The following is a 25,805-nucleotide window of genomic DNA, read 5'->3' as shown; positions in this document are numbered from 1 at the left end:
ACTGTCACCCGTCTGTCAGGAGATGCAAGCGGAAACCGTACCGTCACTCAGTTCGACAAAACCACCCTGAATATCTATCGTACGCTCCTCGCCTTCCATCATCGTGTAACTCAACGTACCCGCTTGCAATGACGAGACGATAGGCGCATGTCCGGGAAGAATAGAAAACGAACCAACCGTACCCGGCAATGTGACAATCTTCACATCTCCGTCGAATATACTCTTTTCGGGCGATACTATACTCAAATGCAGTTCTTTCATCCTTCTTATGTTTTTATTTCTTTGCCTGTTCCAGCAGTTTCTTACCTTTCTCTATCGCTTCCTCGATTGTTCCGACATTCAAGAATGCCTGTTCGGGGAGATAATCAACCTCGCCATCCAAAATCATCTTAAAGCCTTTAATCGTATCTTCGATCGTCACCATTACGCCCGGTACACCCGTAAACTGCTCGGCTACGGCAAACGGCTGCGACAGGAAGCGCTGCACACGGCGGGCACGGTTCACGACCGTCTTGTCCTCTTCCGACAGTTCTTCCATACCAAGTATGGAGATAATATCCTGTAGTTCCTTATTACGCTGGAGAATCTGCTTTACCCGTTGCGCTACATCGTAATGTTCCTGACCGACAATATGCGGATCGAGGATACGGGATGTAGAAGCCAATGGGTCTACAGCCGGATAAATACCAAGCTCTGTAATCTTACGGTCGAGCACGGTCGTCGCGTCCAAATGGCTGAAAGTAGTTGCAGGAGCCGGGTCTGTCAAGTCATCGGCAGGCACATATACAGCCTGTACAGAAGTAATAGAACCTTTACGGGTAGAAGTGATACGTTCTTGCATGGCACCCATTTCAGTAGCCAATGTCGGTTGGTAACCAACGGCGGAAGGCATACGTCCCAAAAGAGCGGATACTTCCGAACCGGCCTGCGTAAAACGGAAAATATTATCTATAAAGAACAAGATATCACGCTTCTCGCCTTCTTTTCCGGCATCACGGAATGATTCCGCTACCGTCAGTCCGGACAATGCAACGGAAGCACGTGCGCCCGGCGGTTCATTCATCTGACCGAATACCAAAGATACCTGCGATTTCTCCAACTCGTTATAATCGACTTTTGAAAGATCCCAGTGACCTTTCTCCATACCTTCCTTGAACGCTTCACCATAGCGGATAACGCCCGATTCGATCATCTCGCGCAGCAAGTCATTACCTTCACGGGTACGTTCACCTACTCCGGCAAATACAGAAAAGCCGTTGTGCTTTTTGGCTATGTTATTGATAAGTTCCTGAATCAATACAGTTTTTCCTACACCAGCACCGCCAAACAAACCGATCTTACCACCTTTGGCATACGGTTCGAGCAGGTCGATTACCTTGATACCTGTGAAGAGTACTTCCTGCACAGTTGTCAAATCTTCAAACTTAGGGGGGTCGCGGTGAATGGAATATGCACCTTTGCGGTCGAGTCCTTTCATACCATCAATAGAATCACCGACTACATTCATCAATCGTCCTTTAATCTGTTCGCCAATCGGCATTGTGATAGGACCTCCGGTGGGATATACCTTTAAGCCGCGTTGAAGCCCATCGGTACTGTCCATTGCTACGGTACGTACCGTATTTTCACCGATATGCTGCTGAACCTCTACAATCAGTATTTTGCCGTTTGGCCTCTTTATCTCCAATGCATCATGAATGCTTGGTAACACCATTTCTGCATCCGTACCTTCAAAGTACACATCGACCACAGGGCCGATCACCTGCGAGATATGTCCGATAATCTGTGACATAAGCAATCTTTTATTTATATTATTCTTCTCTATTCCTATTGAAAAAATAGTATGACAAGGAACGTTTCGCGTTTTACCTGTTTCACTATTATAATAACAGCTAAGTTCAGCTTTTGTTCAACTATTTTCTATATCTGATAAACTTCTGCCCTTAGAAATAGTTAAATAAACAACTGCGCAAATGTAGAAACAATTTTGTGTCATTGTTCTTCCTTTTTCATTATTTGTTGTTCGATAACACTTATTAGGCCTACAATGACTACAAATTGACCAATTTAGACAAAATTCAGCTACAAATCAATACCAAAACAAGCTTGAAGATAATAATTCATCAATAAACTAAAAACACTCATTCAGTTTCCTATCTCTTTGTTAAAAATCAACGGATTAGCAATTTTACAAAATAGTGGCAAAAACAACTAGTTTTGTGCTCGAACACAATAAATTCCATTTTCTGGATATTCCTTAATAAAGTTTAAAGGTGGGGCTCTATTTTTCAACTATCCATTTCTCCATATTCCGCATTTCCGCACTAAAGTTCACATCATATTTATAAAACAAAAATTTAAATACGCCGATAATATGTATATTATCCATTTTTTACTGTAATTTTGCACTACTAATATAAAACACTCAAAATGATGAAGAAAATACTGTTACTCGGTTCCGGCGAACTAGGAAAAGAATTTGTAATTTCAGCTCAACGTAAAGGCCAGCACATCATTGCTTGCGACTCCTATGCAGGAGCACCGGCTATGCAAGTGGCCGATGAATTTGAAATATTCGATATGTTGAACGGTGAAGAATTGGAACGCGTGGTGAAGAAGCACCGTCCGGACATTATCGTTCCGGAGATTGAAGCAATTCGCACAGAACGTTTATACGACTTCGAAAAAGAAGGCATTCAGGTAGTTCCCAGTGCTCGTGCCGTGAACTTCACCATGAACCGTAAAGCCATTCGCGACCTTGCCGCCCAAGAACTCGGACTGAAAACAGCCAAATACTTCTATGCCAAAACCTTGGAAGAACTGAAAGAAGCTGCCGATAAAATCGGCTTCCCTTGTGTCGTTAAACCGTTGATGTCTTCTTCCGGCAAGGGACAATCGCTTGTGAAGAGTGCCGACGAACTTGAACACGCCTGGGAATACGGATGCAGTGGCAGCCGTGGCGATATCCGTGAGCTTATCATTGAAGAATTTATCAAGTTCGACAGCGAAATCACCCTGCTCACCGTTACCCAAAAGAATGGTCCTACCCTCTTCTGCCCTCCCATCGGACACGTGCAGAAAGGTGGCGACTATCGTGAAAGTTTCCAGCCTGCACATATTGATCCCGCCCATTTGAAAGAAGCGGAAGAGATGGCCGAAAAAGTAACCCGTGCATTGACAGGCGCAGGACTTTGGGGCGTTGAATTCTTCCTAAGCCACGAGAACGGAGTTTATTTCTCCGAACTTTCTCCTCGTCCGCATGACACTGGTATGGTGACATTGGCGGGTACACAAAACCTGAATGAGTTCGAGCTACATTTACGTGCCGTACTCGGTCTGCCCATTCCCGGCATCAAACAAGAACGGATAGGCGCAAGCGCTGTGATCCTTTCCCCGATTGCCAGCCAGGAACGCCCGCAATATCGTGGCATGGAAGAAGTGACGAAAGAAGAAGATACCTACCTCCGCATATTCGGCAAACCGTTTACCCGTGTCAACCGCCGCATGGGAGTAGTGCTTTGCTATGCTCCGCTGAATGCCGATTTGGATGCCCTGCGTGATAAGGCCAAGAGAATTGCCGAGAAAGTAGAGGTTTATTAAAACCGGAAGGAAGATAAGGAATCATGGAGAATTAGAAGAATAATAGAGAAAACAAAAAGAGGGTGTCCACGGATACCCTCTTTATTTTCTCTATAAAAAACTACCGTCTATCATTTCTTGCTCAAAAAACGCTTTGCCAAATACTTGCGTAAAGGTTCGTCATAGAATTTCAAGCTTAGATAAGCCAGTACAATGCACAATGCATAAACACATAAAGCTACCTGCCAAGTCTCACCCAGCGTATAGAGTTGATTCTTAATCAGCCATGCATAGAACAGATACATCAACGGATAGTGTATCACGTAGATCGGATAAGATATATCTCCCAAGAACTTACATATCTGCGTTGACTGCTTATCCGTCGTACTTCCCGACGCACCCAGCCACACAAGGATAGGGAAAGCAACGACAATACAAAACGCTTCATACACACCGTTCGTACAAACCGGCTCTGCACCCTCCAAATAAGGAACGAAAAACAGGGCAATCAATATAAGGGTACATATCCAGAAAGCACCTTTCACTTTCACAGGTTTGAAATTGCGGGATAAAAGCATACCCAAAGAGAAAGGGAAAAGCATTCTCAATAATCCGCCCAGAAAGTTTACGCCATCCAGCGTCCACCCTACCCCAATGTTTCCATAAGTGGAGACATCGAAGATGGCGAACAACGTCAACGCCACTCCCAGCAATACCACCATCACAGCCAACGCTTTATTAGACAGATGGCGAATGAATAAGGCATAAAGGATATTGCCTATATACTCGAAAAACAACGACCAGCACGGACCATTCAACGGAAACATCTCGCCATTGCCACGAACCTCATAGCCCGCACCCGGCATGGCAGGAATGAAAAATATCGTGCAAAGAAGAGACAGCATCACCATGGATATGGCAACGTGCGTTCCATCCCATTGCACAGAACCCTGAATGCAGAACGTGATAGCTCCTAGAACAGCCCCCAGAACAACCATAGGATGAAGACGTATCAACCGGCGTTTAAAGAAATTTTTCATGGTGAGACTCTTACCCCAACGGTCGTCGTAAGCGTAACCGATCACAAAACCCGAAAGGATAAAAAAGAAATCCACGGCTAAATATCCGTGATTCAGAGTTTCAATAGCACTATTACCGGCAAAAGCGAAGCCCTCGAATACGTGATACCATATCACCATAAGGGCTGCCACACCGCGAAGTCCGTCAAGAAGTTCATAATGAGCCTTGGTATCTGAAAAGGCTGAAGCAGAAATGTTCGACATTTGTTTTTCTATTAGTAAGTTAGTATTTTCAGAGGGCAAAGATACGGTTTGCGCTACGAAGTTTCTTTGCTCTAAAGCAAAAAAGCCCGGCTAATTGCTATTTTTTAGCACGTACCCGGCTAAGGGTATAGATGGAAATACCCAGAAAGGCAGCCACATATTTCAACTTTACCCGGTTTATCATTCCGGGATAGCGGCGGTTGAACTGTTCGTAGCGTTCTTTGGGCGAAAGTTGAAGGCGCTCCACAAACATGTGGCTAAGCTCCTTATTCACATTCTGATGCAGGATTCTTCCCCAGTTGGCTATGTCGATATATGTTTCGTAAAGGACATTCAGCTTGTCGATGTGGATGACGTAGATTTTGCAATCGGAAAGCGTTTCAACGCTTTCTACCGATGGTTGCTGATAGTAGAGCGAATCCATGCCGAACGTAACGTCGCCCTCCTGACTGAACCACGTAGTGGTGTCCTCTCCGTTGTGGTGGAATACGGAACGGGTGATACCCTCTTCAATAAAATAAACCAGACGGTCTGTGACGCCTGACTGAACGATACGGGTATCTTTGGGATAATACCTTAATTCCATATTCGCCTGAAGCGCTTGAAGTGCTTCGTCGGAAACCGGATAGATTTGCTTGATTTTACGAATGATATTTTCCATTTGGGGGAATGGTGTATTGGGAGTTAATGACGTACTTTAGGATATTTATTATTAAAACGGAAACCAAGACCGAGCATCAGATAATTAGGGGTCTGGAAATTCTGGAGATTGTAACCAATGTGAAGGAATGAACTCCGGGTGACATTGATCTTCAACGCAAAGACCTGATACAGTCCGCGTAAATCACCACGCCCCAGCACATTCGTTCCCAAGCCGACGCCGATGGTAAAAAACGGCATCACGTATTCGGCCCGTCCGGAAAGTCCCAGCGCAAGCTGATGCTGAATGCCCGGCACGAGAAATTTACGACGGGAGGAACCGCTGCCTGCATCGTACTCCACCAGCGCATCTTCGGTGTATACATTGGCACTACCGTCATAGACACCATCCAGCGAAATCCCGAAACGAAACTTATAGTTGAGGTTATACATCGGAGCAAAGTTGAATCCCGCTACGGGATAGCTGCCCGGTGATGCAATCTGTTTCTCGCCTACATAGACACCTTTGCGGCGCCACGAGCCGAACAACACAAGGTCATAACTGATGTGTCGCGGAAAACGGGGAACGTAGGGATGAACCAATGACTTAGTGAGGTCGGCTTCTTCCCGGTTGAAGTTGTACACCAATCCGATTTTCGCTCCGGTGGTGTTGATACCTGCATTGGGAAACTTGGTGTTGCCGTTGGAGAAATGCGTGAAGTCTCCGCCGATGATAAAGTCGAAATAACGGGAAAGCGACCAGTTAAGGTAGATACCTGCGTTGAGGTAGGCATTCACCCGTGAACCTACGGCTCCGTTGTAGGAGTTGTAATCGTTGTCATAAGGCTGCCATCCGGCAGAGATACCGAAGTTCCATTCGTAATTGAGCGAAAGGCGGGGATGGAAACGGGCAATGCGTGCACCTTGAAAGACGTAGAACGTCATCGGATCACCCAACTGCTTTTTATCGCCAAAGGTGGTGAAGGCCAAGCCGAAACCTTGATAAGCTCCGCCATAGATACGGTCGGCACAGGTGTTGGGACGATACTTGAAAGAATATTTCAGATGAGCGGCAAATGAACTCCGGATGGGTTTCCACCGTTCGTTCTCACCTTGCAGGAAAGGATTGGTGGGGAATACGTATTGTGGCCGCGCCTCTATCCCAAACCGGTGAATGAAAGGTTGGTCTGCCTCCTGCGCACAAAGCGAAGTGAAGGGGAAAAGCAAGGCGGAACAGATTACAACGATTTCCCATCCGGGTATCTTTACTCTCATATAATAGTCTGGTTTGTCTTTTCAGAACGGAAGTTACAAATGGAGCTTCTCAATGAACTGTGCCACATGATAGCCGTCCATCAATCCATGATGGCAGGTTACGGAAACGGGCATCATCAGTCTTTCTCCGTCGCGGAAGTACTTTCCAGTGGAGATTTTGGGAACACTGTCGCCCGAACGCATATTGGTGGGGTGCTTCATGTCGGTGAATGAGAGCCACGGCACTGCCGAATAATGTATGGCATTGGGATGGAAAGTGCCTCCTTTGTTGAGTCCCGTAGTGGCTTGCAAACGTTCCATCTCTGCTTTTGCACGACGGATAAAGACGAGTTCGTCCGGATCGTATTCAAAGGCGGCAAAAGAAAAAGTATGGTCGGCACGACCTACAGTGGCTTCGGGCAGAAGGCTGTCATAGCACACCACCTTATCGCCTTCGATGCGGTAACGGAATTCTTCTACCGCAGCAGCGGCAGTCGTTATCCGGTGGAGGACTAACAGGGAAAAAGATATACCTTTGGCTTTGGCTTCCTGATACGTGCGCGTACAGTCTACCTGAACGGTCACTCCGAAAAACGGATCGTCAAAAGCACTGAAATGTTCGTAATGTTCTCTTCTGTTCCAAGTAGCAATATCGATGATCTTCTCTATCTGATTCATTCTAAACACTCTTTTTTAAGTTTCACCACAGATTACACAGATAATCACAGATTGATTCCGGATTAAAACCCCGATTGAGAAATTTAAAAAGCCCAGCAAACACTGAAATTCTCTATATTGATAATCTGTGCTAATCCGTGTAATCTGTGGTGAATATATTCAATTACTGATGTTGCTCACGCAGCAGGTCGTTCACTGTTTTTACCGGGTTGAAAGTGGAAAGCGGCACTTCTACAAAAACAGTGTTCCAATCACTCATCGCACCATTCCACAAACCGGGAAGTTCGAGGGCTTTCAGTTCCTTGCCGTTTTTCGACTTGTAAGAGATAAAGCCGGTCGCCTTGTCTACGTATTTCACCAAGTCGAACTTATGACCTTTATAATCACGCACGGCACATACCAAGTCCACCGGATTGAAGTGCGTACCCTTCTCGAACATTTCCTTTTTCTGCGGATCGTTCATGTCGATCTGCGAGCTCTCAAGAATTTGAAGAGAGATCGTTCCGTCACTGTTGTATGCCAGGAACGGACCGCCACCCGGTTCACCCACATTCTTCACCATTCCGCAAACGCGCATTGGACGGTTCAATTTGTTCTTCAGGTAAATAGCAAGCACAGAATCTTCGAGGTCTTTCGTTTCCGGATTCTTGCAGAAAAGTTTCTTTTGCAGGAATTGCAGCATTTCCATCATCTGTTCGTGCGTATATTTTCCGCTGTCGAGCAGTTCGAGGTATTCAAATGCCTGTTTCTGTAAGGTAACGAGTACACCGGCAATCAGTTTTTTATAAGTAACGGTGTCCGCTTTCAGTTTATCGGGAACTACATTGTCGATGTTCTTGATGAAGATAACATCCGCATCGAGATCGTTCAGATTCTCGATCAATGCTCCATGGCCACCCGGACGGAACAAGAGTTTGCCGTTATCACGGAACGGCTGGTTGTCCATATCAGCGGCAATCGTATCGGTACTCGGCTTCTGCTCGGAGAAGGTGATATAATAATCCACTCCATAACGTTTGGCAAACTCACCGGCTTTCTCTTCCACCAGTTTCTTGAAAAGTTCGCGGTGTTCGGTAGACACGGTGAAATGTACGTTCACTTTGTCACTCTTTCCGGCTGCATACATGGCGCCTTCAGCCAAATGTTCCTCTAATGGAGTGCGTGCGCCTTCGGGATATTTATGGAATTTGAGCAGACCTTTCGGAAGTGCACCATAATTCAAGCCGGCAGTTTCGAGCAATGCGGATACCACAGCTTTATAATTGCCTTCTTCCATCAACCCGGCGATATTCTTCCCGGTAATGCGTCGGCAAGCTGCATCGAGATCGTCATAAAAAGCAAAATCCTTGATACCGGCAAAGAATGCTTGTTCAAACTTGGTTGTCGGTTTGTCATAATCCGCAGAAAGGAACTCGAATAGGTTCTTGAACATACGACTTGCAGCACCCGAAGCCGGTACGAACTTTACAATCGTCTTATCCGTATTTGTATATGCGTCCCACGCTGCCAGATAAGCTTTCTGTTCTTCTGCATTGGGAGCCAATATACCTCTTTCAATGGAAGCAGCCGCATCCAGTTTCAGATAAGGGAAACCTGTCTGGAAGCAAGCCAGTTGCTCTGCTATTTGCGCTTCCGTAATGCCTTTCTTGGCAAGCAACTCTTTGTCCTGTGTCGTTATCATAATATCTAATTTTATTAATTGATGCCCAAAAATACAAAATGTTATTTACTTCTTGCCGAATAACCAATAAAAAAAGTAATTTTACATCGAATTAACAAGATTGAATATGGACGACTTTTTTACATCAGAGGAAAAAAAGGAGCTTTTTTCACTCTATCGGCACTTGATGCAATCTGCCGGAGACAGTATTTCCTGGAAGGATTGCCAAAAATTAAAGAATCATCTTATCAAAGCTGCCCAATGTAACGGGCTGCAACGCAATAACTTCGGGATGAATCCCGTTATCAAAGATCTGCAAACGGCAGTCATCGTAGCCGAAGAAATCGGAATGAAAGGTTCGTGCCTTATCGGTATCATGCTGCACGAGATTGTAAAAACGCATATTCTGTCTATCGACGAGGTAAGCGTGGAATACGGAGAGGATGTGGCGAGTATCATCAAGGGGTTGGTGAAAACGAATGAGTTGTATGCGAAGAGCCCGGCAATAGAGTCGGAGAATTTCCGTAACCTCCTGCTCTCCTTTGCCGAAGATATGCGTGTGATCCTGATTATGATAGCCGACCGTGTGAATGTAATGCGCCAAATCAAGGATACGGGAAACGAGGAAGACCGGATAAAGGTGGCCAACGAGGCTGCTTATCTGTATGCTCCGTTGGCACATAAGCTGGGGCTCTATAAGCTGAAATCGGAATTGGAAGACTTGTCGCTGAAATACACACAACGGGATACTTATTATTTTATAAAGGATAAGTTGAACGAGACGAAGGCGTCACGCGACAAGTATATCGCAGCCTTTATCGAACCGATCAAGAAGAAAGTGACGGAAGCGGGCTTGAAGTTCGACATCAAGGGACGTACCAAATCCATTCATTCGATATGGAACAAGATACAGAAGCAGAAAACCCCGTTTGAGGGTATTTATGATCTGTTCGCTATCCGCATTATCCTGGATTCGGAACCTGACCCGGCAAAAGAAAAGCAGGAATGCTGGCAGGTATATTCTATCGTGACGGATATGTATCAGCCTAACCCGAAGCGTCTGCGTGACTGGCTGTCGATTCCGAAAAGCAACGGTTACGAGTCATTGCATATCACCGTAATGGGACCGGAAGGGAAATGGGTGGAAGTGCAGATACGTACCCGCCGCATGGATGAGATTGCCGAACGGGGACTGGCCGCGCACTGGAGATATAAAGGTATCAAAGGAGAAACGGGCCTGGACGAATGGCTGACTTCGGTACGAGAGGCGTTGGAGAATGCAGACAACGACTCAATGAAGATGATGGATCAGTTCAAGATGGATCTTTACGAGGACGAGGTTTTCGTGTTCACTCCTAAAGGGGATTTGTTCAAGTTGGCAAAAGGGGCTACGGTACTCGACTTTGCCTTTCATATCCATAGCAAACTGGGATGCAAATGTATCGGCGCTAAAGTAAACGGCAAGAATGTCCAACTGAAGCAGAAGTTGAACAGTGGCGACCAGGTGGAAATCATGACTTCAAATACCCAGACTCCGAAGCAGGATTGGCTGAACATCGTAACTACCTCCAAAGCCCGCACGAAGATACGGCAGGCGCTCAAAGAAATGGTGGCACGCCAACATGACTTTGCAAAGGAAACACTTGAACGAAAATTCAAAAACCGCAAACTGGAATATGATGAAGCGACCATGATGCGCCTCATCAAGCGTCTGGGCTTTAAAAACGTGACGGAGTTCTATCAGAAGATCGCTGATGGTGTGCTGGATGTAAACGAGATTCTGGACAAATATGTGGAGCAGCAGAAACGGGACAACGACACGCGCGACGAAATAGTCTACCGCAGTGCTGAAGGGTACAACCTGCAAGCGGCACAGGAAGAGACTACCTCCAAAGAGGATGTGCTCGTAATCGACCAGAATCTAAAAGGATTAGAATTCAAGTTGGCAAAATGTTGTAACCCTATCTATGGCGACGATGTATTCGGTTTCGTAACGGTAAGTGGCGGGATAAAGATTCACCGGGCAGACTGTCCGAACGCCAATCAGATGCGTGAACGTTTTGGTTATCGGATTGTGAAAGCCCGTTGGGCAGGCAAGTCGGAAGGGACACAGTATCCCATTACGCTGCGCGTCGTAGGGCACGATGATATCGGCATTGTGACGAATATTACTTCTATCATATCTAAGGAAAATGGAATCACACTACGCTCCATAGGAATCGATTCAAACGACGGGCTGTTCTCCGGTACACTAACGGTCATGGTTGGAGATACAGGTCGCCTGGAAGCGCTGATCAAAAAGCTAAGAACAGTGAAAGGAGTGAAACAAGTGAGCCGGAACTAGTTTTTTTTCACCACAGATTAACACAGATTCTCACAGATTAAAAAGACAAGTACAGTATAGCCACTCCGAAAGGACTGAGTTCAAAATAAATTGCATTAATTTGCACAATCCTGCATTTTGCCTTTTCTTTCTTTAATCTGTGAAAATCTGTGTTAATCTGTGGTGAAGAATTCTATCGCACTTTCTTCCTTTTATAATAAGGATAAGTCACCAAAACAAAGAATATCAAAGCTATCGAAGCTACTATCTGACCGATATGAAGCATTCTGTCTATATCCAACTCCATACAGCAGGCAGTTGCGATACCTAAAGAAATACCCATTTCACTAGCCAATAAATGAGTGGTATTTGCAGTTCCCCGTTGACAATGATGGGATAGCTTCACGAACATAATCAGGAACTCCGGCATGATAAAGCCTAATCCAAGTCCCAGGAGTATGGAAGAAACGCCTATCGGAGTACTATTCAACAATGATATGGCAAGAATCTCTAGTCCAAGCCCCATAATTACCAGTCTCAATGTTTTTTCTTTCAGGAAAAAGAGACGAGCAAACAAGAGAGATACCAAGTAACCGCCCCCCACTCCTACAAAGAAAGGCACTGAAACACCTGTATTTCCCAAAATGGAATCATTCAGGAAAGGATGTACAAGAGGCATCAGCAATCCCGGAACAAACGTAATCAGAATCATATTGATAGCCGGAATCCAACTACGTAACAGTAGAAAACGGTCAAAAGAATAGAGTCTGGTGACAATCGGTGCACGGAAAGGTACATATATTCCCGATACGACAAGAATCCCTAACACTCCGGCAATAACGGATACGTACAGCAAATTCCGGATTGGATAACTCTGATAAAGCCAGACTCCGAGAACGATACCTAGAATCATTCCCAAACGGGCTACCCACGAAAAACTGACATTCCCTGCGCTACGGAGCGTAGAGTTGGTGATGTCGATAGCCAACGTGATACCCGCAGTAGTGGCTACACCGAACGCCAATCCTTGTACAGTGCTTAACAGGATAAGTTCCGTAAGGTTCGTCACAAACGCATAGCCTACCGTCGCTGCCACCATAAGAGCGAAAGCATATATACATACGTGCTTCCGTTTGTAAGCGTCCACCAAATAGGCATGGAAAGGACCGATCAGGAACATTCCCAATGTAAAAAAAAGAAAGATTACTCCTGTCTGTGCCACCGGCACTCCGAGACGGTCTGCCATCTCAACGGAGAGTACCGGAAATAACACATACAAGGACACAAACAACAGCAAATTAGCTATACATATCCGTATAAAATGTGCTGTCCACAATGTAACTGCCATATATTGCTTTAATATTGTTCCTTCTCGTTGGGGAAGTAGCAGTTCTTTACGTCGGACACATAACGACTGATAGCATCGGTCATCACTGTGTACAAATCGGCATAACGACGCAAGAAACGGGGACGGAAACCATTATTCATGCCCAACATATCCTGAATCACCAACACCTGGCCATCTACATGTCCACCGGCACCGATACCAATAATAGGTATAGTCAACTCACCGGCTACACGTTCTGCAAGGGTTGCGGGAATCTTTTCAAGAACAATAGCGAAACAACCTGCTTCTTCCAGCAAATGGGCGTCACGAATCAATTTTTCCGCTTCGGCGTCATCTTTGGCGCGCACGGTATAGGTTCCGTATTTGTTGATAGACTGCGGCATTAATCCCAAATGTCCCATCACCGGAATACCTGCACCGACAATGCGTCTCACCGTATCGATGATTTCTTCTCCGCCTTCCATCTTCAAAGCGTCAGCATGACTTTCTTTCATGATGCGGATAGCGGAAGCAAGACCTTCCATCTCGTTGCCTTGATAGGAACCGAAAGGCATATCCACCACCACCATAGCACGTTTTACACCACGCACCACAGATTTTGCATGGTAGATCATCTGGTCAAGCGTGATAGGCAATGTAGTCACGTTACCTGCCATTACATTGGAAGCGGAATCGCCTACAAGGATTACGTCTATCCCCGCACCGTCCACAATCTGCGCCATCGTGTAATCGTAGGAAGTAAGCATTGAAATCTTTTCGCCTCTCTGTTTCATTTCAACCAAGCGATGTGTCGTCACCTTTCTTGTGTCATCTGATATATAACCAGCCATTTCTTTCTAATTAAAAATTATAAATTAAAATCGGGGCAGCATTGGCGCTACCCGAAAATCGGGGGCAAAGTTATAACATTTAATTCATAACAGAGAAGGAAATGCAAAAAATCCTCTCAATCCCTTGTCAGAGACAGCAATTTCTCATAACTCATTCCGGTAAAGTCATCCATTATATAATGTGCTTTTCCGGTAATGGCTTCGCGGGAATTGGTTGTAGCAAGACCGATCACGGTTGCACCGGAAGTCATTCCCGCCTGCAGACCATGAAAAGAATCTTCAAAGACGTATGTGTTTTCTGGAGTAGCTCCAAATACTTCCATCCCTAGAAGGAAACAATCGGGAGCAGGTTTGGAACGGGCAAACATCTCTCCGGTAAGAATACGGTCTACCATTGCCGGAAACTCGGGATGAGCATTGTAGACGTTCTGCATCTTCTCTTCATTAGAGCTGGTTACTACGGCTATCTTCACATCATGACGACGGAGTTCGGCGATAAAAGCTTCCACTCCGGGAATATATTCATAGGACATCTGTTTCTCAAAAACATTGAGGTCTGCTGTGATTTTCTGCCGGGCTTCCGGAAGAGCTGAAAAGTATTTCTCGTAGATTTGCGTCAGCGTCTGCCCTTTGATACGACGTCCGAAATCTTCCTCATTCAGATATTTACGTCCCCGCTCGTCCCAAAAGACGGTGTACTGTGTTTCCGTATCCATAATAACACCGTCAAAGTCGAACAGCGCTGCAATTGTTTTCGTTGTATTCATATGAAACTTTCTTTTTACCTAAAACGTTAAACCTTGTGTATCTATGCCTGCAAAGTTCCGAATAATCATCGAATCAGACAAATAATTTGTACCTTTGCAATGCTAAAAAAAACGTAACGGACGTTTTTATCCAACAAATCGACTTTTATTTATCCAACGAATCGACCAACGTATGAGCAAGAACGACCCACATATCTTAGGAAAGGAAAGTATCGGCAAGTTACTGCTACAATATTCCATTCCTGCCATTATCGGAATGACGATTACTTCTATCTACAACATTATTGACAGTATCTTCATCGGACATGGTGTGGGGGCAATGGCCATTGCAGGACTGGCTATCAGTTTCCCTCTGATGAATCTCGTAGTCGCTTTCTGTACATTGGTATCGGCAGGCGGATCAACCCTTGCCTCTATTCGATTGGGACAAAAGGATCTGAAAGGTGCTACGGAAATCCTGTCACACACGCTTATGCTTTGTATCACCAATTCTGTCTTCTTCGGAATATTGTCCTTTATCTTTCTCGATGATATCCTGCTGTTTTTCGGTGCCAGTCACGACACACTTCCATACGCACGCAGTTTCATGCAGGTAATCTTGTTGGGAACTCCTATTACTTATACAATGATAGGATTGAACAATGTGATGCGCGCTACCGGGTATCCGAAGAAAGCAATGCTTACATCGATGGTGACGGTAGTTGCCAATATCATCCTCGCTCCTATCTTTATCTTCCACTTTGAATGGGGAATGCGGGGAGCTGCTACGGCAACGGTTATTTCACAGCTCATCGGCATGGTATGGGTGGTAAGTCACTTCATGCAGAAAGAGAGTACAGTGCACTTCGAAGGAACAATCTGGAAGATGAAAGGGAGAATCGTAGAGAGCATTTTCGCTATCGGCATGTCACCTTTCCTAATGAATGTTTGCGCTTGCATTATTGTCATTATTATCAATAATAGTCTACAGGAACACGGAGGAGATATGGCTATCGGCGCGTATGGTATCATCAACCGGCTGCTGACTCTTTACGTAATGATTGTATTAGGATTGACGATGGGAATGCAGCCGATTGTCGGCTATAACTTCGGAGCACAGAAACTTAATCGCGTCAAACAGACTTTACGACTGGGAATTCTTTCAGGGGTGGTTATCACTAGTAGCGGATTTCTGATTTGCGAACTATTCCCTCATGCCGTATCAGCCCTCTTCACAGACAGTGACGAATTGATTAATCTGGCAGTAGAAGGGCTTCGCTTGGCAGTACTTATGTTCCCATTCGTAGGAGCACAGATTGTTATCGGTAACTTCTTCCAAAGTATCGGAAAAGCGAAAATAAGCATTTTCTTATCCCTGACGCGACAGTTGCTTTATCTTCTGCCCTGCCTGTTGCTTTTCCCGAATTGGTGGGGATTGAAAGGTATTTGGATCAGTATGCCGGTGTCGGATGCTTTAGCCTTTATCACAGCAGTAATCAGCTTGATGATATATATTAAAAAGGTATCGAAACAACAGCCGATAGCTGAATAAAGGATAGTTACTGTTCATTTTCTCATTTTTATTGTTCAATCAGTCCTAATTAGGGATTTATCAATTGCCCATCCGATTGAAAACTCTATATTTGCATAAAGTTTTCAAAACTACAAACGATTAAACTATGTTGAGAAAGAATTTATATGGGCTTTTATCGTGCCTGTTTCTCGCAGGATGCGGTATGATAGATTACCATCCGTACGATGTCCGCATCAGTGGTGAGACAAATGTCAATGCACATAATATGGAAAAGATAGAAGCAAATTGCAAAGGCAAAACTACAATCCGTTTTGCTGCAATGGGAGATTCACAACGTTGGTATGACGCAACGGAGGACTTCGTAAAAGAGATCAATAAACGGGATGATATTGACTTTGTAATCCATGGAGGAGATATGAGTGATTTTGGAGTGACCAAAGAGTTTCTCTGGCAACGGGATATCATGAACGGGTTAAAAGTACCTTATGTAGCCCTTATCGGAAATCATGATTGTCTGGGAACAGGAGAAGAAACTTATAAAGCAGTATTCGGCCCTACCAACTTTTCTTTTATAGCAGGCAACGTGAAGTTCGTCTGTCTCAATACGAACGCTTTAGAATATGACTACTCCGAGCCCATTCCAAACTTCACCTTTATGGAAGAAGAGATAACAAACAGAAGTGATGAATTTGAAAAGAGTGTGGTATGTATGCACGCACGCCCAGATACAGACGTGTTCAATAACAATGTAGTAAAAGTTTTCCAACACTATGTCACTCAGTATAAGGGCCTACAGTTTTGCACGGCTGCACATACCCATCATTTTCGGGATGACATACTCTTTGATGATGGAATACATTATATAACCAGTGATTGTATGGATTACCGTACTTATCTGGTATTCACTATAACTCCGGAAAGCACCTCTGAAAATCCTGATTATGAATTGGTTGAATACTAAATATATTTTATGGACGGGAGTATTATCAATACTTCTCTCTATCTCCGGTCCGGTCTCGGCTACTTACAAAACAGATACAATTATCAACACGTATAAAGCCGATTCATTGCGCTTCATCATCAAGGCTGACTCAATTATCGCCTTCCAAGCCGGAGATTCTTTATTTACGATTATCAAAGCAGACTCCGTATTGCCCGCTGCATCGAAAAAAGTTAAACATACCCGTTACGATAAACGGGTTCACCGTTTCCGCAGAAATTGGGAACGAATCATTCCTACCCACTCTAAGATACAGTTTGCCGGCAACATGGGATTACTTTCTTTTGGTACGGGATGGGATTACGGAAAACATAATCAATGGGAGACTGATTTATTGCTTGGATTTATCCCGAAGTATTCTTCAAAAAAGGCTAAAATAACCATGACTCTTAAACAAAACTACATGCCGTGGAGTATTAATATAGGAAAAGGATTCTCTACAGAACCCTTTACTTGTGGCCTATACATGAATACCGTATTTGGGGATCAGTTTTGGGTAAATGAACCGGAACGCTATCCAAAAGGTTATTATGGTTTTTCAAGCAAAGTACGTTTTCACATTTTCATGGGACAACGCCTGACTTACGATATTGACCCGCAACGTAGGTTTCTAGCCAAGTCCGTAACATTTTTCTATGAAATCAGTACTTGTGATCTTTATGTGATCAGTGCTGCTACTAACAGCTATCTGCGTCCTCGTGATTATCTCAGCTTGTCTTTCGGACTAAAATTCCAATGGTTATAAACAAAATTACAATGACTTATAATGATGATACATACCCTCACCAACAATCCGCTATTTCGGGGAATTACTCCGGAAAAACTCTCTGCCAACCTGGAAGAAGTTAGTTTTCACGCCCGTTCATATAAGAAAGGGGAAATCCTGGCACGGCAAGGAGACGTATGCAATCGTCTTATAATCTTGATAAAAGGAAGTGTGCGCGGAGAAATGATCGATTACTCGGGACGGCTTATCAAAGTAGAGGATATAGCTGCGCCAAGAGCACTCGCTCCTTTATTTCTGTTCGGTGAGGACAACCGTTATCCGGTAGAAGTAACAGCCAACGAGTTGACCGAGGTTATCGAACTTCCCAAACCAAGCGTTTTGAATCTCTTTCGCAAGAACGAACAATTTTTGGAGAACTATATGAATCTTTCCGCCAACTATGCCCGTACTTTGTCGGATAAACTTTTCTTTATGTCATTCAAAACGATTCGACAGAAACTGGCTTCTTACCTGCTTCGGCTCTACAAACAGCAACAACAATCATACATTATCCTCGACCGTTCACAACAGGAATTGAGTGATTACTTCGGAGTATCCCGCCCTTCCCTCGCCCGTGAACTGGCACATATGCAGGAAGACGGATTATTGATAGCCGACCGTAAACATATCACTATTTTACAGAAAGAAGAACTAGTCCGGCTTATCCAATAATGAGTATTCAGACAAAAAAATATTCATTGTTGTAACATTAGTTACAGAATCACGTAAAACCTTTGCCCTACTTTTGCGTTCAATAAACTGAAAGACTAATTAAAACGTAAAAGTTATGAGTATGTTTTGTTATCAATGTCAAGAGACAGCAATGGGTACAGGTTGTACCTTGAAAGGAGTATGTGGTAAAACATCCGAAGTGGCTAACCTGCAAGACTTACTACTTTTTGTAGTACGGGGAATCGCTGTATACAACGAACATCTGCGCAAAGAAGGACATCCTTCGGAAAAAGCAGACCAATTTATCTACGATGCACTGTTCATCACCATCACTAACGCCAACTTTGACAAAGAGGCCATCACCCGGAAAATCAAAGAAGGACTGAAACTGAAAAAAGAGCTCGGTAGCAAAGTAACTATAAAAAATGCTCCTGATGAATGTCTTTGGGAAGGCAGTGAGAAGGAATTTGAGGAGAAATCCAAAACCGTAGGTGTACTCCGCACTCCTGACGAAGATATTCGCTCATTAAAGGAATTGGTACATTATGGACTAAAAGGTATGGCTGCATACGTGGAACATGCACATAATCTCGGTTATCAATCTCCGGAAATCTTCGCTTTTATGCAATATGCATTAGCCGAATTAACCCGCAACGACATCACAGTAGAAGAATTAGTTCAATTGACTTTGGAAACAGGTAAACATGGAATATCCGCTATGGCACAACTGGATAAAGCCAATACTAGCAGTTACGGTAACCCCGAAATCACAGAAGTAAACATCGGTGTACATAACAATCCGGGAATTCTCATTAGTGGACACGATCTGAAAGATATCGAAGAATTGTTGAAACAGACCGAAGGTACCGGAGTAGATGTATACACCCACAGTGAAATGCTCCCCGCACACTACTACCCTCAACTGAAGAAATATAAACATCTGGTCGGAAATTACGGAAACGCCTGGTGGAAACAGAAAGAAGAATTTGAGAGCTTCAATGGTCCTATCTTATTCACAAGCAACTGTATCGTTCCTCCACGTGCGAACGCTACCTACAAAGACCGTATCTACATTACAGGTGCATGTGGTCTGGAAGGAGCACACTATATTCCTGAACGTAAAGACGGAAAGCCCAAAGATTTCTCCGCACTGATCGCCCATGCCAAACAGTGCCAGCCACCGGTAGCCATCGAAAGCGGAACGCTTATCGGAGGCTTCGCCCATGCACAAGTGACAGCTTTGGCAGATAAAGTAGTGAATGCTGTAAAAAGCGGAGCTATCCGCAAATTCTTTGTAATGGCAGGCTGCGACGGGCGCATGAAAAGCCGCGAATATTATACGGAATTTGCCCGAAAACTGCCGAACGACACGGTTATATTGACCGCCGGCTGTGCAAAATACCGATACAATAAATTGGCTTTGGGAGACATTAACGGTATTCCCCGCGTATTGGATGCTGGACAATGTAATGACAGTTACTCATTGGCAGTCATTGCCCTGAAATTAAAGGAAATATTCGGATTGGATGATGTCAATAAACTCCCTATCGTCTACAATATTGCCTGGTATGAACAGAAAGCAGTAATTGTATTATTAGCTTTATTGGCATTGGGAGTGAAGAATATCCATTTAGGACCGACTCTTCCCGCCTTCCTTTCACCAAACATAAAGAATGTACTGATAGAACAATTCGGTATCGGCGGAATCAGCACCGTAGACGAAGATATCATGAAGTTCTTGTCATAAGTATTTTATCCTAAATATTCATCAATCAGGCTCGAATGATGCGATCTGCATGATTCGAGCCTGTTTTCATATTCTCACAATTAGCTATTTCCGAGTATCAGATTGACCTTTTTAGACAATTTAACTACCATTTTTGACAAAAATACATCAAAACAGGTATTTCATTTGTTGCTAAATATATGTAACTTCGCACAGTGAAAAATAATGCGACATTCTTATAACTTTATAATATATAGCATATGATATTTACAGCAGAAAACACCTTACTTATCGGTTCTATCTTACTTTTCGTCAGCATTGTTGTTGGAAAAACCGGATACCGTTTCGGCGTACCTACTTTGTTACTGTTCCTCGTTGTAGGAATGGCATTCGGAAGTGACGGACTCGGTCTCCAATTCCATAATGCCAAAGAAGCCCAATTTATCGGTATGGTTGCCTTGAGTATCATCCTTTTCTCAGGAGGTATGGACACGAAATTCAAAGAAATCAAACCTATTTTAGGACCGGGTATCGTCTTATCCACTGTCGGAGTATTGCTCACAGCTCTTTTTACGGGGCTCTTCATTTGGTGGCTATCCGGTATGAGTTGGACGAACATTTATTTGCCTATCACCACTTCCCTGCTGTTAGCCTCTACCATGTCTTCCACAGATTCGGCTTCGGTCTTCGCTATTCTCCGTTCGCAAAAGATGAATCTGAAGCACAACTTACGTCCCATGCTGGAGTTGGAAAGTGGAAGTAATGACCCGATGGCTTATATGCTTACCATTGTTCTGATACAGTTTATCCAATCAGCGGGTATGGGAGTCGGCGCTATTGCCGCTTCTTTTATCATTCAGTTTATCGTAGGTGCTGCTGCAGGATATATACTCGGGAAACTGGCTATCCGAATGCTAAACAAGCTTAATATCGATAACCAGGCATTATATCCTATCCTGCTATTGGCATTCGTTTTCTTCACTTTCTCCATCACCGATTTAATGAAAGGTAATGGATATCTGGCTGTATACATCGCCGGTATGATGGTGGGTAATAATAAAATTATGCACCGTAAGGAGATTTATACATTCATGGACGGACTTACCTGGCTGTTCCAGATCATTATGTTCCTCTGTCTGGGATTGCTAGTCAATCCTCACGAAATGCTAGAAGTAACCGCTGTCGCTCTGCTGATCGGTGTATTCATGATTCTTATCGGTCGCCCGTTAAGCGTATTCCTCTGCCTACTCCCATTCCGGAAAATCACAATGAAGTCACGCGTTTTTGTATCTTGGGTAGGATTACGCGGCGCAGTTCCTATCATCTTTGCTACTTATCCGGTAGTGGCAGGAGTAGAGGGTTCGAATATTATATTCAATATCGTATTCTTCATTACCATCGTTTCATTGGTCGTACAAGGAACCACAATTTCTTTTGTAGCCCGCATATTACACCTCTCCGAACCTTTGGCAAAGACAGGAAACGATTTCGGGGTGGAACTGCCTGAGGAGATTGATTCTGATCTCAGTGATATGACTGTCACCCGCGAAATGCTGGAAGAGGCAGATACATTGAAAGATATGAACCTGCCAAAAGGTACACTAGTCATGATTGTGAAGCGCAAAGATGAATTCCTGATCCCTAACGGAACATTGAAATTGCACGAAGGAGATAAGTTGCTGCTTATTTCCGAGAAATCCAAAGAAGAGTCTGATTCTGAATAACATTTGAAAAGAAATGTAAAATTATGTCAGAATTCCTTCGTTAATTAACCGTAAAACTTGATTTTAAAATTCGGTTTACGTTAATGATATATTAATTTTGCGCAGTTTTAAACTAAATGTGCAAAAACAAAATGGAACAAGAACATCAGTTCATTGATTATATTGAGCAAAGTATCATCAAAAACTGGGACAGAGATGCCCTGACCGACTATAAAGGAATTACCCTCCAATATAAGGATGTAGCACGTAAAATTGCTAAATTTCACATTGTTTTGGAAAGTGCCGGAATCCAGCCGGGAGATAAAATAGCGGTTTGCGGACGTAACAGTGCCCATTGGGCAGTTACTTTCTTGGCCACCATCACTTATGGAGCTGTGATTGTTCCTATTTTGCATGAATTCAAAGCAGACAATATTCATAATATCGTCAACCATTCTGAAGCCAAACTACTTTTTGTAGGCGATCAAGCTTGGGAAAACCTGAATGAGGATGCAATGCCTTTATTAGAAGGTATTGCATCATTGGCAGATTTCTCCTCTTTAGTGTCGCGCAACGAAAAGCTCACATACGCTTTCGAACACCGGAATGCCATTTACGGACAACGTTATCCAAAGAACTTCCGTCCTGAACATATCTGTTACCGAAAAGACAGACCGGAAGAACTGGCAATCATCAATTATACATCCGGCACTACAGGATATTCTAAAGGAGTAATGCTCCCCTATCGCAGTATCTGGTCAAATGTTGCCTACTGTTTTGAAATGCTTCCCGTCAAACCGGGAGATCATATCGTTTCCATGCTTCCTATGGGACATGTATTTGGAATGGTATACGACTTCCTATACGGATTCTCGGCAGGCGCACACATCTATTTCCTGACACGTATGCCGTCTCCTAAGATTATTTCCCAATCGTTTTCGGAGATAAAGCCCAGAGTCATCTCCTGCGTACCATTGATTGTAGAAAAAATTATAAAAAAGGATATTCTTCCCAAAGTAGACAGCAAAATCGGTAAACTACTGCTTAAAGTACCCATTGTAAACGATAAGATCAAATCGTTGGCACGACAAGCTGCTATGGAGATATTCGGCGGTAATTTTGATGAAATCATTATCGGCGGCGCTCCTTTCAATGCTGAAGTAGAAGCCTTCCTCAAAAAAATAGGTTTCCCCTACACCATCGCTTACGGTATGACAGAATGTGGTCCGATCATTTGCTCCAGCCGCTGGGAAAACCTGAAACTTGCTTCATGCGGGAAAGCGACGACGCGAATGGAAGTAAAAATCGATTCCCCGGACCCTAAGACTCATGCAGGAGAAATCATCTGTAAAGGAGCCAACCTTATGTTGGGCTATTATAAAAATCAAGAAGCTACTGCACAAATCATTGACGTAAATGGCTGGCTGCATACAGGTGATCTAGGCACTATAGACGAGGAAGGAAATGTAACCGTCCGCGGACGTAGTAAGAACCTGCTTCTCACCTCTAGCGGACAGAATATCTATCCCGAAGAAATTGAAAGCAAGCTGAACAACATGCCGTATGTTTCGGAGTCACTGATCGTCTTACAGCACGAAAAACTGGTAGCCCTGATCTACCCGGATTTCGACGATGCTTTCGCTCATGGATTGCAGCAGACGGATATTCAGAAAGTAATGGAGCAAAACCGTATCGAATTGAATCAACAGCTTCCTAACTATTCTCAAATAAGCAAGATTAAAATCCATTTTGAAGAATTTGAAAAGACTGCGAAAAAGTCAATCAAGCGCTTTATGTATCAGGAAGCAAAGGGATAATATCCCCCATAATAAGAAAAGTATTCTCGCAAATAAAAACAAAAACGGTGGATAGCCTCAACACTGTCCACCGTTTTTTCTAACCTCTAACTAACTTTATTTATACTACCTGTTTTTCTATCTTTCTACCTAAAAACGAATCCTATTTCCATTATTAACAGTCTAACTTTATAATCAATCGATCTTTTTAAAGTGCCATAAATGAAATAGCCTGTCCGCCTCCGGCAGCCATTCGTATATTCAACGTATTTTCAGAAGTAACCGTTTGTTCCGTTATCCGGTAATCCGTAGGATTTGATTTCCAATCCGCATTCTCTCCATCCGCATAGATGACAGCTTTATACTGTTTGCCCGGTTCCAGGAAATCCAGTTTTATTTCCAGTGTACGGGGTTTCTCGTTCGTTGCCGCTCCCAAGAAATAGTTGCCTTTTGCTTTACGCACGATGGCTACAAATTCCCCCGGTTCTCCTGCCAATGCTTTCGATTCGTCACAATCCGGATCGAAATCTCGGAAGAACTGGAAAGCCGGATGGCCTTCATAATTTTCAATCATATCAGATGCCATCTGCAAGGGAGAATACAAAATCACCCAGTTAGCAAGCTGTTTCGCCAATGTTGTATTCACACGGCTGTTTCCTTTATCCTGATCGTTCCATTTCTGGCGACAGGGAGAATCTTTGGTGTTCAGAAACAAAATATCAAACGTACCCGGTGTATAATCCAACGGACCGGACAGCATACGGGTGAACGGCAACATGACATGATGAGACGGAGGATTTCCTTCGCTCCATGCATTCCATTCCATCCCTCTCACTCCTTCACGTGTCATCATATTAGGCCATGTACGACGGATACCGGTATCTTTAATAGGTTCGTGCGCATCCAGCGTCATTTTATGACGGGCAGCTGTTTCCACCACTTTCTGATAGTGGTTGACCCCATATTGGCTGTGATGAAGATAACCATTCGGGAAAGCTCCCGCATATCCTGTCTTCAGGACATGGATACCATGGTCTGTGTACCATTGCATAGCATGATCCATCTGGCGCTCATAGTTGGGAATATTCCCTCCGGTCTCGTGATGGCCGATAACTTCAACTCCTTTTTCCTTTGCATAACGAACCACTTCATCAATGTCAAAGTCAGCATACGGTTTCGTAAAGTCAAAGTTTTGCATACCACCCCAGCTTTCCCAGCCTTCATTCCAACCTTCAAACAAAACGCCTTCAATCTGATTGGCAGCGGCAAAATCAATGTATTTCTTGGCATTGACAGTAGTGGCTCCATGACGTTCATCCATCTTCCAGGTTTCTACGCCGAGATGCATTCCCCACCATACACCTACATATTTCATCGGACGAATCCAATCGGTCGTTTCTATTTTACTTGGTTCATTCAGATTTAAAATCATAGCCGAATTAATCAGACTAACGGCATCCGGAACAATCTGAATAGTACGCCAGGAAGTAGTGAAATGATTACCTTTACGCACTTTCACACCATCAGGCCATGGAGCAAGTTCAGCTTTCAACGTATAGTTTCCTGCCTGCTTCAAAGTCATTTCCGAGAAATCGTACAATGCCGCTTCATGAATACTTCCGTAGACACCATCGGCAGTTTTAAAGGTGAAAGGAGTGTTGGCTGTCTCCACCTCGGAAATGGGACGTTGCGCATAAAGCAATTCATAAGTTTCGGCGCTGGCAGGAATAGACCATGATGTACCGTCCTGACGAAAACGGAAAGTTGTCAATTCATCCGTAATCAATAGGGAATCCGCTGCGGGCACATTATATTCATAACGGAACCCTACCCCATCATCAAACACACGGAAACGAAGCGTTAACTCCACCTGATCTTTATTGACCAGATTTACTGCCATCTCATTATAATGATTCCTATTGGTTTTATTTTCACCCCATGGTTGAGTCCATGTTTCATCTTTACTGTCGAAAGTCGTGTTTTTTATCTGAAATCCTCCGCCCAGGTCGATACCGTTTTTCTCCGTAAATCCCAAAGTCGAATTTTCAATCAACAATGAGTCACCTACTAAAACGTTATACAACGGTTTGCCGTTGTCGTCTACTGTTAAAGCCATTTTGATATGACCGTCCGGCGATTTCACTTCTGTTTTCGGACTGCTACACCCGTAACATCCCAGCACACACAGAAAAGCTCCAATGACACAATTTATTTTCATAGCATATCTATTGTTTGTATATAGTACAACTCAAAAAGAAGAAACACTTA

Annotated in this window: 20 protein-coding genes; 9 read left to right on the top strand and 11 right to left on the bottom strand. The window is 43.9% G+C overall.

Features of this window, described 5'->3' with window-relative positions:
* Positions 1-15: 15 nt before the first annotated feature.
* Together atpC and atpD are read right to left on the bottom strand one after the other, a co-directional pair.
* Positions 16-261, bottom strand: a complete 246-nt coding sequence (gene atpC, locus ACNOGP_RS14085; protein ID WP_418213087.1) for an ATP synthase F1 subunit epsilon — start codon at positions 259-261, stop codon at positions 16-18.
* 13 nt (positions 262-274) lie between these two features.
* The gene (gene atpD / locus ACNOGP_RS14080; RefSeq protein WP_007760825.1) at positions 275-1,792 is read right to left on the bottom strand and encodes a F0F1 ATP synthase subunit beta; all 1,518 of its coding nucleotides are present in this window, start codon (positions 1,790-1,792) and stop codon (positions 275-277) included.
* Positions 1,793-2,433: 641 nt separating this feature from the next.
* Here atpD and purT point away from each other — a divergent pair.
* The gene (gene purT / locus ACNOGP_RS14075; protein ID WP_007760834.1) at positions 2,434-3,600 is read left to right on the top strand and encodes a formate-dependent phosphoribosylglycinamide formyltransferase; all 1,167 of its coding nucleotides are present in this window, start codon (positions 2,434-2,436) and stop codon (positions 3,598-3,600) included.
* 110 nt (positions 3,601-3,710) lie between these two features.
* On the opposite strand, the gene ACNOGP_RS14070 is transcribed toward purT, so the two are convergent.
* From ACNOGP_RS14070 to ACNOGP_RS14050, 5 genes are all read right to left on the bottom strand, one after another.
* Entirely contained in the window at positions 3,711-4,862 is a 1,152-nt protein-coding gene (locus ACNOGP_RS14070; protein WP_418213086.1) for an acyltransferase family protein, read from the bottom strand.
* A gap of 97 nt (positions 4,863-4,959) precedes the next feature.
* Entirely contained in the window at positions 4,960-5,523 is a 564-nt protein-coding gene (locus tag ACNOGP_RS14065) for a Crp/Fnr family transcriptional regulator (RefSeq protein WP_195533926.1), read from the bottom strand.
* Between the two features lie 23 nt (positions 5,524-5,546).
* The gene (locus tag ACNOGP_RS14060; RefSeq protein WP_418213085.1) at positions 5,547-6,776 is read right to left on the bottom strand and encodes an acyloxyacyl hydrolase; all 1,230 of its coding nucleotides are present in this window, start codon (positions 6,774-6,776) and stop codon (positions 5,547-5,549) included.
* A 33-nt stretch (positions 6,777-6,809) separates the two neighbouring features.
* Positions 6,810-7,433, bottom strand: a complete 624-nt coding sequence (locus ACNOGP_RS14055) for a chloramphenicol acetyltransferase (RefSeq protein WP_143865818.1) — start codon at positions 7,431-7,433, stop codon at positions 6,810-6,812.
* 163 nt (positions 7,434-7,596) lie between these two features.
* Positions 7,597-9,114, bottom strand: a complete 1,518-nt coding sequence (locus tag ACNOGP_RS14050) for a DUF4301 family protein (RefSeq protein WP_418213084.1) — start codon at positions 9,112-9,114, stop codon at positions 7,597-7,599.
* A 106-nt stretch (positions 9,115-9,220) separates the two neighbouring features.
* On the opposite strand from ACNOGP_RS14050, the gene ACNOGP_RS14045 reads away from it, so the two are divergent.
* A complete protein-coding gene (locus ACNOGP_RS14045) occupies positions 9,221-11,437 on the top strand; it encodes a RelA/SpoT family protein (protein ID WP_418213083.1) in 2,217 nt (738 codons plus the stop codon).
* A 172-nt stretch (positions 11,438-11,609) separates the two neighbouring features.
* Here ACNOGP_RS14045 and ACNOGP_RS14040 read toward each other — a convergent pair whose 3' ends face one another.
* The 3 genes from ACNOGP_RS14040 to ACNOGP_RS14030 form a co-directional block, all read right to left on the bottom strand.
* Positions 11,610-12,764, bottom strand: coding sequence for an MFS transporter (locus ACNOGP_RS14040; RefSeq protein WP_418213082.1), 1,155 nt, complete (start codon positions 12,762-12,764; stop codon positions 11,610-11,612).
* Between the two features lie 8 nt (positions 12,765-12,772).
* Positions 12,773-13,594: a 3-methyl-2-oxobutanoate hydroxymethyltransferase gene (panB, locus tag ACNOGP_RS14035; protein ID WP_007755208.1), complete on the bottom strand. Its 822-nt coding sequence runs from the start codon at positions 13,592-13,594 to the stop codon at positions 12,773-12,775.
* A 116-nt stretch (positions 13,595-13,710) separates the two neighbouring features.
* On the bottom strand, positions 13,711-14,361 hold the full coding sequence (locus ACNOGP_RS14030; RefSeq protein ID WP_418213081.1) for an HAD family hydrolase: 651 nt from the start codon (positions 14,359-14,361) through the stop codon (positions 13,711-13,713).
* Between the two features lie 172 nt (positions 14,362-14,533).
* On the opposite strand from ACNOGP_RS14030, the gene ACNOGP_RS14025 reads away from it, so the two are divergent.
* The 7 genes from ACNOGP_RS14025 (at position 14,534) to ACNOGP_RS13995 (ending at position 23,558) form a co-directional block, all read left to right on the top strand.
* Positions 14,534-15,892, top strand: coding sequence for an MATE family efflux transporter (locus ACNOGP_RS14025; protein ID WP_418213080.1), 1,359 nt, complete (start codon positions 14,534-14,536; stop codon positions 15,890-15,892).
* Between the two features lie 127 nt (positions 15,893-16,019).
* On the top strand, positions 16,020-16,835 hold the full coding sequence (locus ACNOGP_RS14020) for a metallophosphoesterase family protein (protein WP_143865807.1): 816 nt from the start codon (positions 16,020-16,022) through the stop codon (positions 16,833-16,835).
* The gene (locus ACNOGP_RS14015) at positions 16,816-17,619 is read left to right on the top strand and encodes a hypothetical protein (protein WP_418213079.1); all 804 of its coding nucleotides are present in this window, start codon (positions 16,816-16,818) and stop codon (positions 17,617-17,619) included. The genes ACNOGP_RS14020 and ACNOGP_RS14015 overlap by 20 nt, the downstream gene beginning before the upstream one ends.
* 24 nt (positions 17,620-17,643) lie before the next feature.
* Positions 17,644-18,312, top strand: a complete 669-nt coding sequence (locus tag ACNOGP_RS14010) for a Crp/Fnr family transcriptional regulator (protein ID WP_143865912.1) — start codon at positions 17,644-17,646, stop codon at positions 18,310-18,312.
* Between the two features lie 115 nt (positions 18,313-18,427).
* A complete protein-coding gene (gene hcp, locus ACNOGP_RS14005; RefSeq protein WP_182505727.1) occupies positions 18,428-20,059 on the top strand; it encodes a hydroxylamine reductase in 1,632 nt (543 codons plus the stop codon).
* 239 nt (positions 20,060-20,298) lie between these two features.
* On the top strand, positions 20,299-21,762 hold the full coding sequence (locus ACNOGP_RS14000) for a potassium/proton antiporter (RefSeq protein ID WP_418213078.1): 1,464 nt from the start codon (positions 20,299-20,301) through the stop codon (positions 21,760-21,762).
* Between the two features lie 131 nt (positions 21,763-21,893).
* A complete protein-coding gene (locus tag ACNOGP_RS13995) occupies positions 21,894-23,558 on the top strand; it encodes a long-chain fatty acid--CoA ligase (RefSeq protein ID WP_195533918.1) in 1,665 nt (554 codons plus the stop codon).
* A gap of 187 nt (positions 23,559-23,745) precedes the next feature.
* On the opposite strand, the gene ACNOGP_RS13990 is transcribed toward ACNOGP_RS13995, so the two are convergent.
* Positions 23,746-25,755, bottom strand: a complete 2,010-nt coding sequence (locus ACNOGP_RS13990; RefSeq protein ID WP_418213077.1) for a glycoside hydrolase family 97 protein — start codon at positions 25,753-25,755, stop codon at positions 23,746-23,748.
* Positions 25,756-25,805 lie beyond the last annotated feature (50 nt).

Origin of the sequence: Bacteroides difficilis (genome assembly GCF_048319815.1) — a bacterium.
Classification (GTDB): Bacteria; Bacteroidota; Bacteroidia; order Bacteroidales; family Bacteroidaceae; genus Bacteroides; species Bacteroides zhangwenhongii.
Note: the sequence above shows the minus strand (reverse complement) of the source record. Positions and strands in the feature narration are given on the sequence as shown.

What these genes read in the sequence shown, in the direction of transcription:
- ACNOGP_RS14045 (WP_418213083.1), top strand. Translation starts at nt 9,221, where the DNA reads ATGGACGACTTTTTTACATCAGAGGAAAAAAAGGAGCTTTTTTCACTC.
- ACNOGP_RS14000 (WP_418213078.1), top strand. Translation starts at nt 20,299, where the DNA reads ATGATATTTACAGCAGAAAACACCTTACTTATCGGTTCTATCTTACTT.
- ACNOGP_RS14070 (WP_418213086.1), bottom strand. Translation starts at nt 4,862, where the DNA reads ATGTCGAACATTTCTGCTTCAGCCTTTTCAGATACCAAGGCTCATTAT.
- atpC (WP_418213087.1), bottom strand. Translation starts at nt 261, where the DNA reads ATGAAAGAACTGCATTTGAGTATAGTATCGCCCGAAAAGAGTATATTC.
- ACNOGP_RS14060 (WP_418213085.1), bottom strand. Translation starts at nt 6,776, where the DNA reads ATGAGAGTAAAGATACCCGGATGGGAAATCGTTGTAATCTGTTCCGCC.
- atpD (WP_007760825.1), bottom strand. Translation starts at nt 1,792, where the DNA reads ATGTCACAGATTATCGGACATATCTCGCAGGTGATCGGCCCTGTGGTC.
- purT (WP_007760834.1), top strand. Translation starts at nt 2,434, where the DNA reads ATGAAGAAAATACTGTTACTCGGTTCCGGCGAACTAGGAAAAGAATTT.
- ACNOGP_RS14010 (WP_143865912.1), top strand. Translation starts at nt 17,644, where the DNA reads ATGATACATACCCTCACCAACAATCCGCTATTTCGGGGAATTACTCCG.
- ACNOGP_RS14050 (WP_418213084.1), bottom strand. Translation starts at nt 9,114, where the DNA reads ATGATAACGACACAGGACAAAGAGTTGCTTGCCAAGAAAGGCATTACG.
- ACNOGP_RS14030 (WP_418213081.1), bottom strand. Translation starts at nt 14,361, where the DNA reads ATGAATACAACGAAAACAATTGCAGCGCTGTTCGACTTTGACGGTGTT.
- hcp (WP_182505727.1), top strand. Translation starts at nt 18,428, where the DNA reads ATGAGTATGTTTTGTTATCAATGTCAAGAGACAGCAATGGGTACAGGT.
- ACNOGP_RS14020 (WP_143865807.1), top strand. Translation starts at nt 16,020, where the DNA reads ATGTTGAGAAAGAATTTATATGGGCTTTTATCGTGCCTGTTTCTCGCA.
- ACNOGP_RS14040 (WP_418213082.1), bottom strand. Translation starts at nt 12,764, where the DNA reads ATGGCAGTTACATTGTGGACAGCACATTTTATACGGATATGTATAGCT.
- ACNOGP_RS14055 (WP_143865818.1), bottom strand. Translation starts at nt 7,433, where the DNA reads ATGAATCAGATAGAGAAGATCATCGATATTGCTACTTGGAACAGAAGA.
- ACNOGP_RS13995 (WP_195533918.1), top strand. Translation starts at nt 21,894, where the DNA reads ATGGAACAAGAACATCAGTTCATTGATTATATTGAGCAAAGTATCATC.
- ACNOGP_RS14065 (WP_195533926.1), bottom strand. Translation starts at nt 5,523, where the DNA reads ATGGAAAATATCATTCGTAAAATCAAGCAAATCTATCCGGTTTCCGAC.
- ACNOGP_RS14015 (WP_418213079.1), top strand. Translation starts at nt 16,816, where the DNA reads ATGAATTGGTTGAATACTAAATATATTTTATGGACGGGAGTATTATCA.
- ACNOGP_RS14025 (WP_418213080.1), top strand. Translation starts at nt 14,534, where the DNA reads ATGAGCAAGAACGACCCACATATCTTAGGAAAGGAAAGTATCGGCAAG.
- ACNOGP_RS13990 (WP_418213077.1), bottom strand. Translation starts at nt 25,755, where the DNA reads ATGAAAATAAATTGTGTCATTGGAGCTTTTCTGTGTGTGCTGGGATGT.
- panB (WP_007755208.1), bottom strand. Translation starts at nt 13,594, where the DNA reads ATGGCTGGTTATATATCAGATGACACAAGAAAGGTGACGACACATCGC.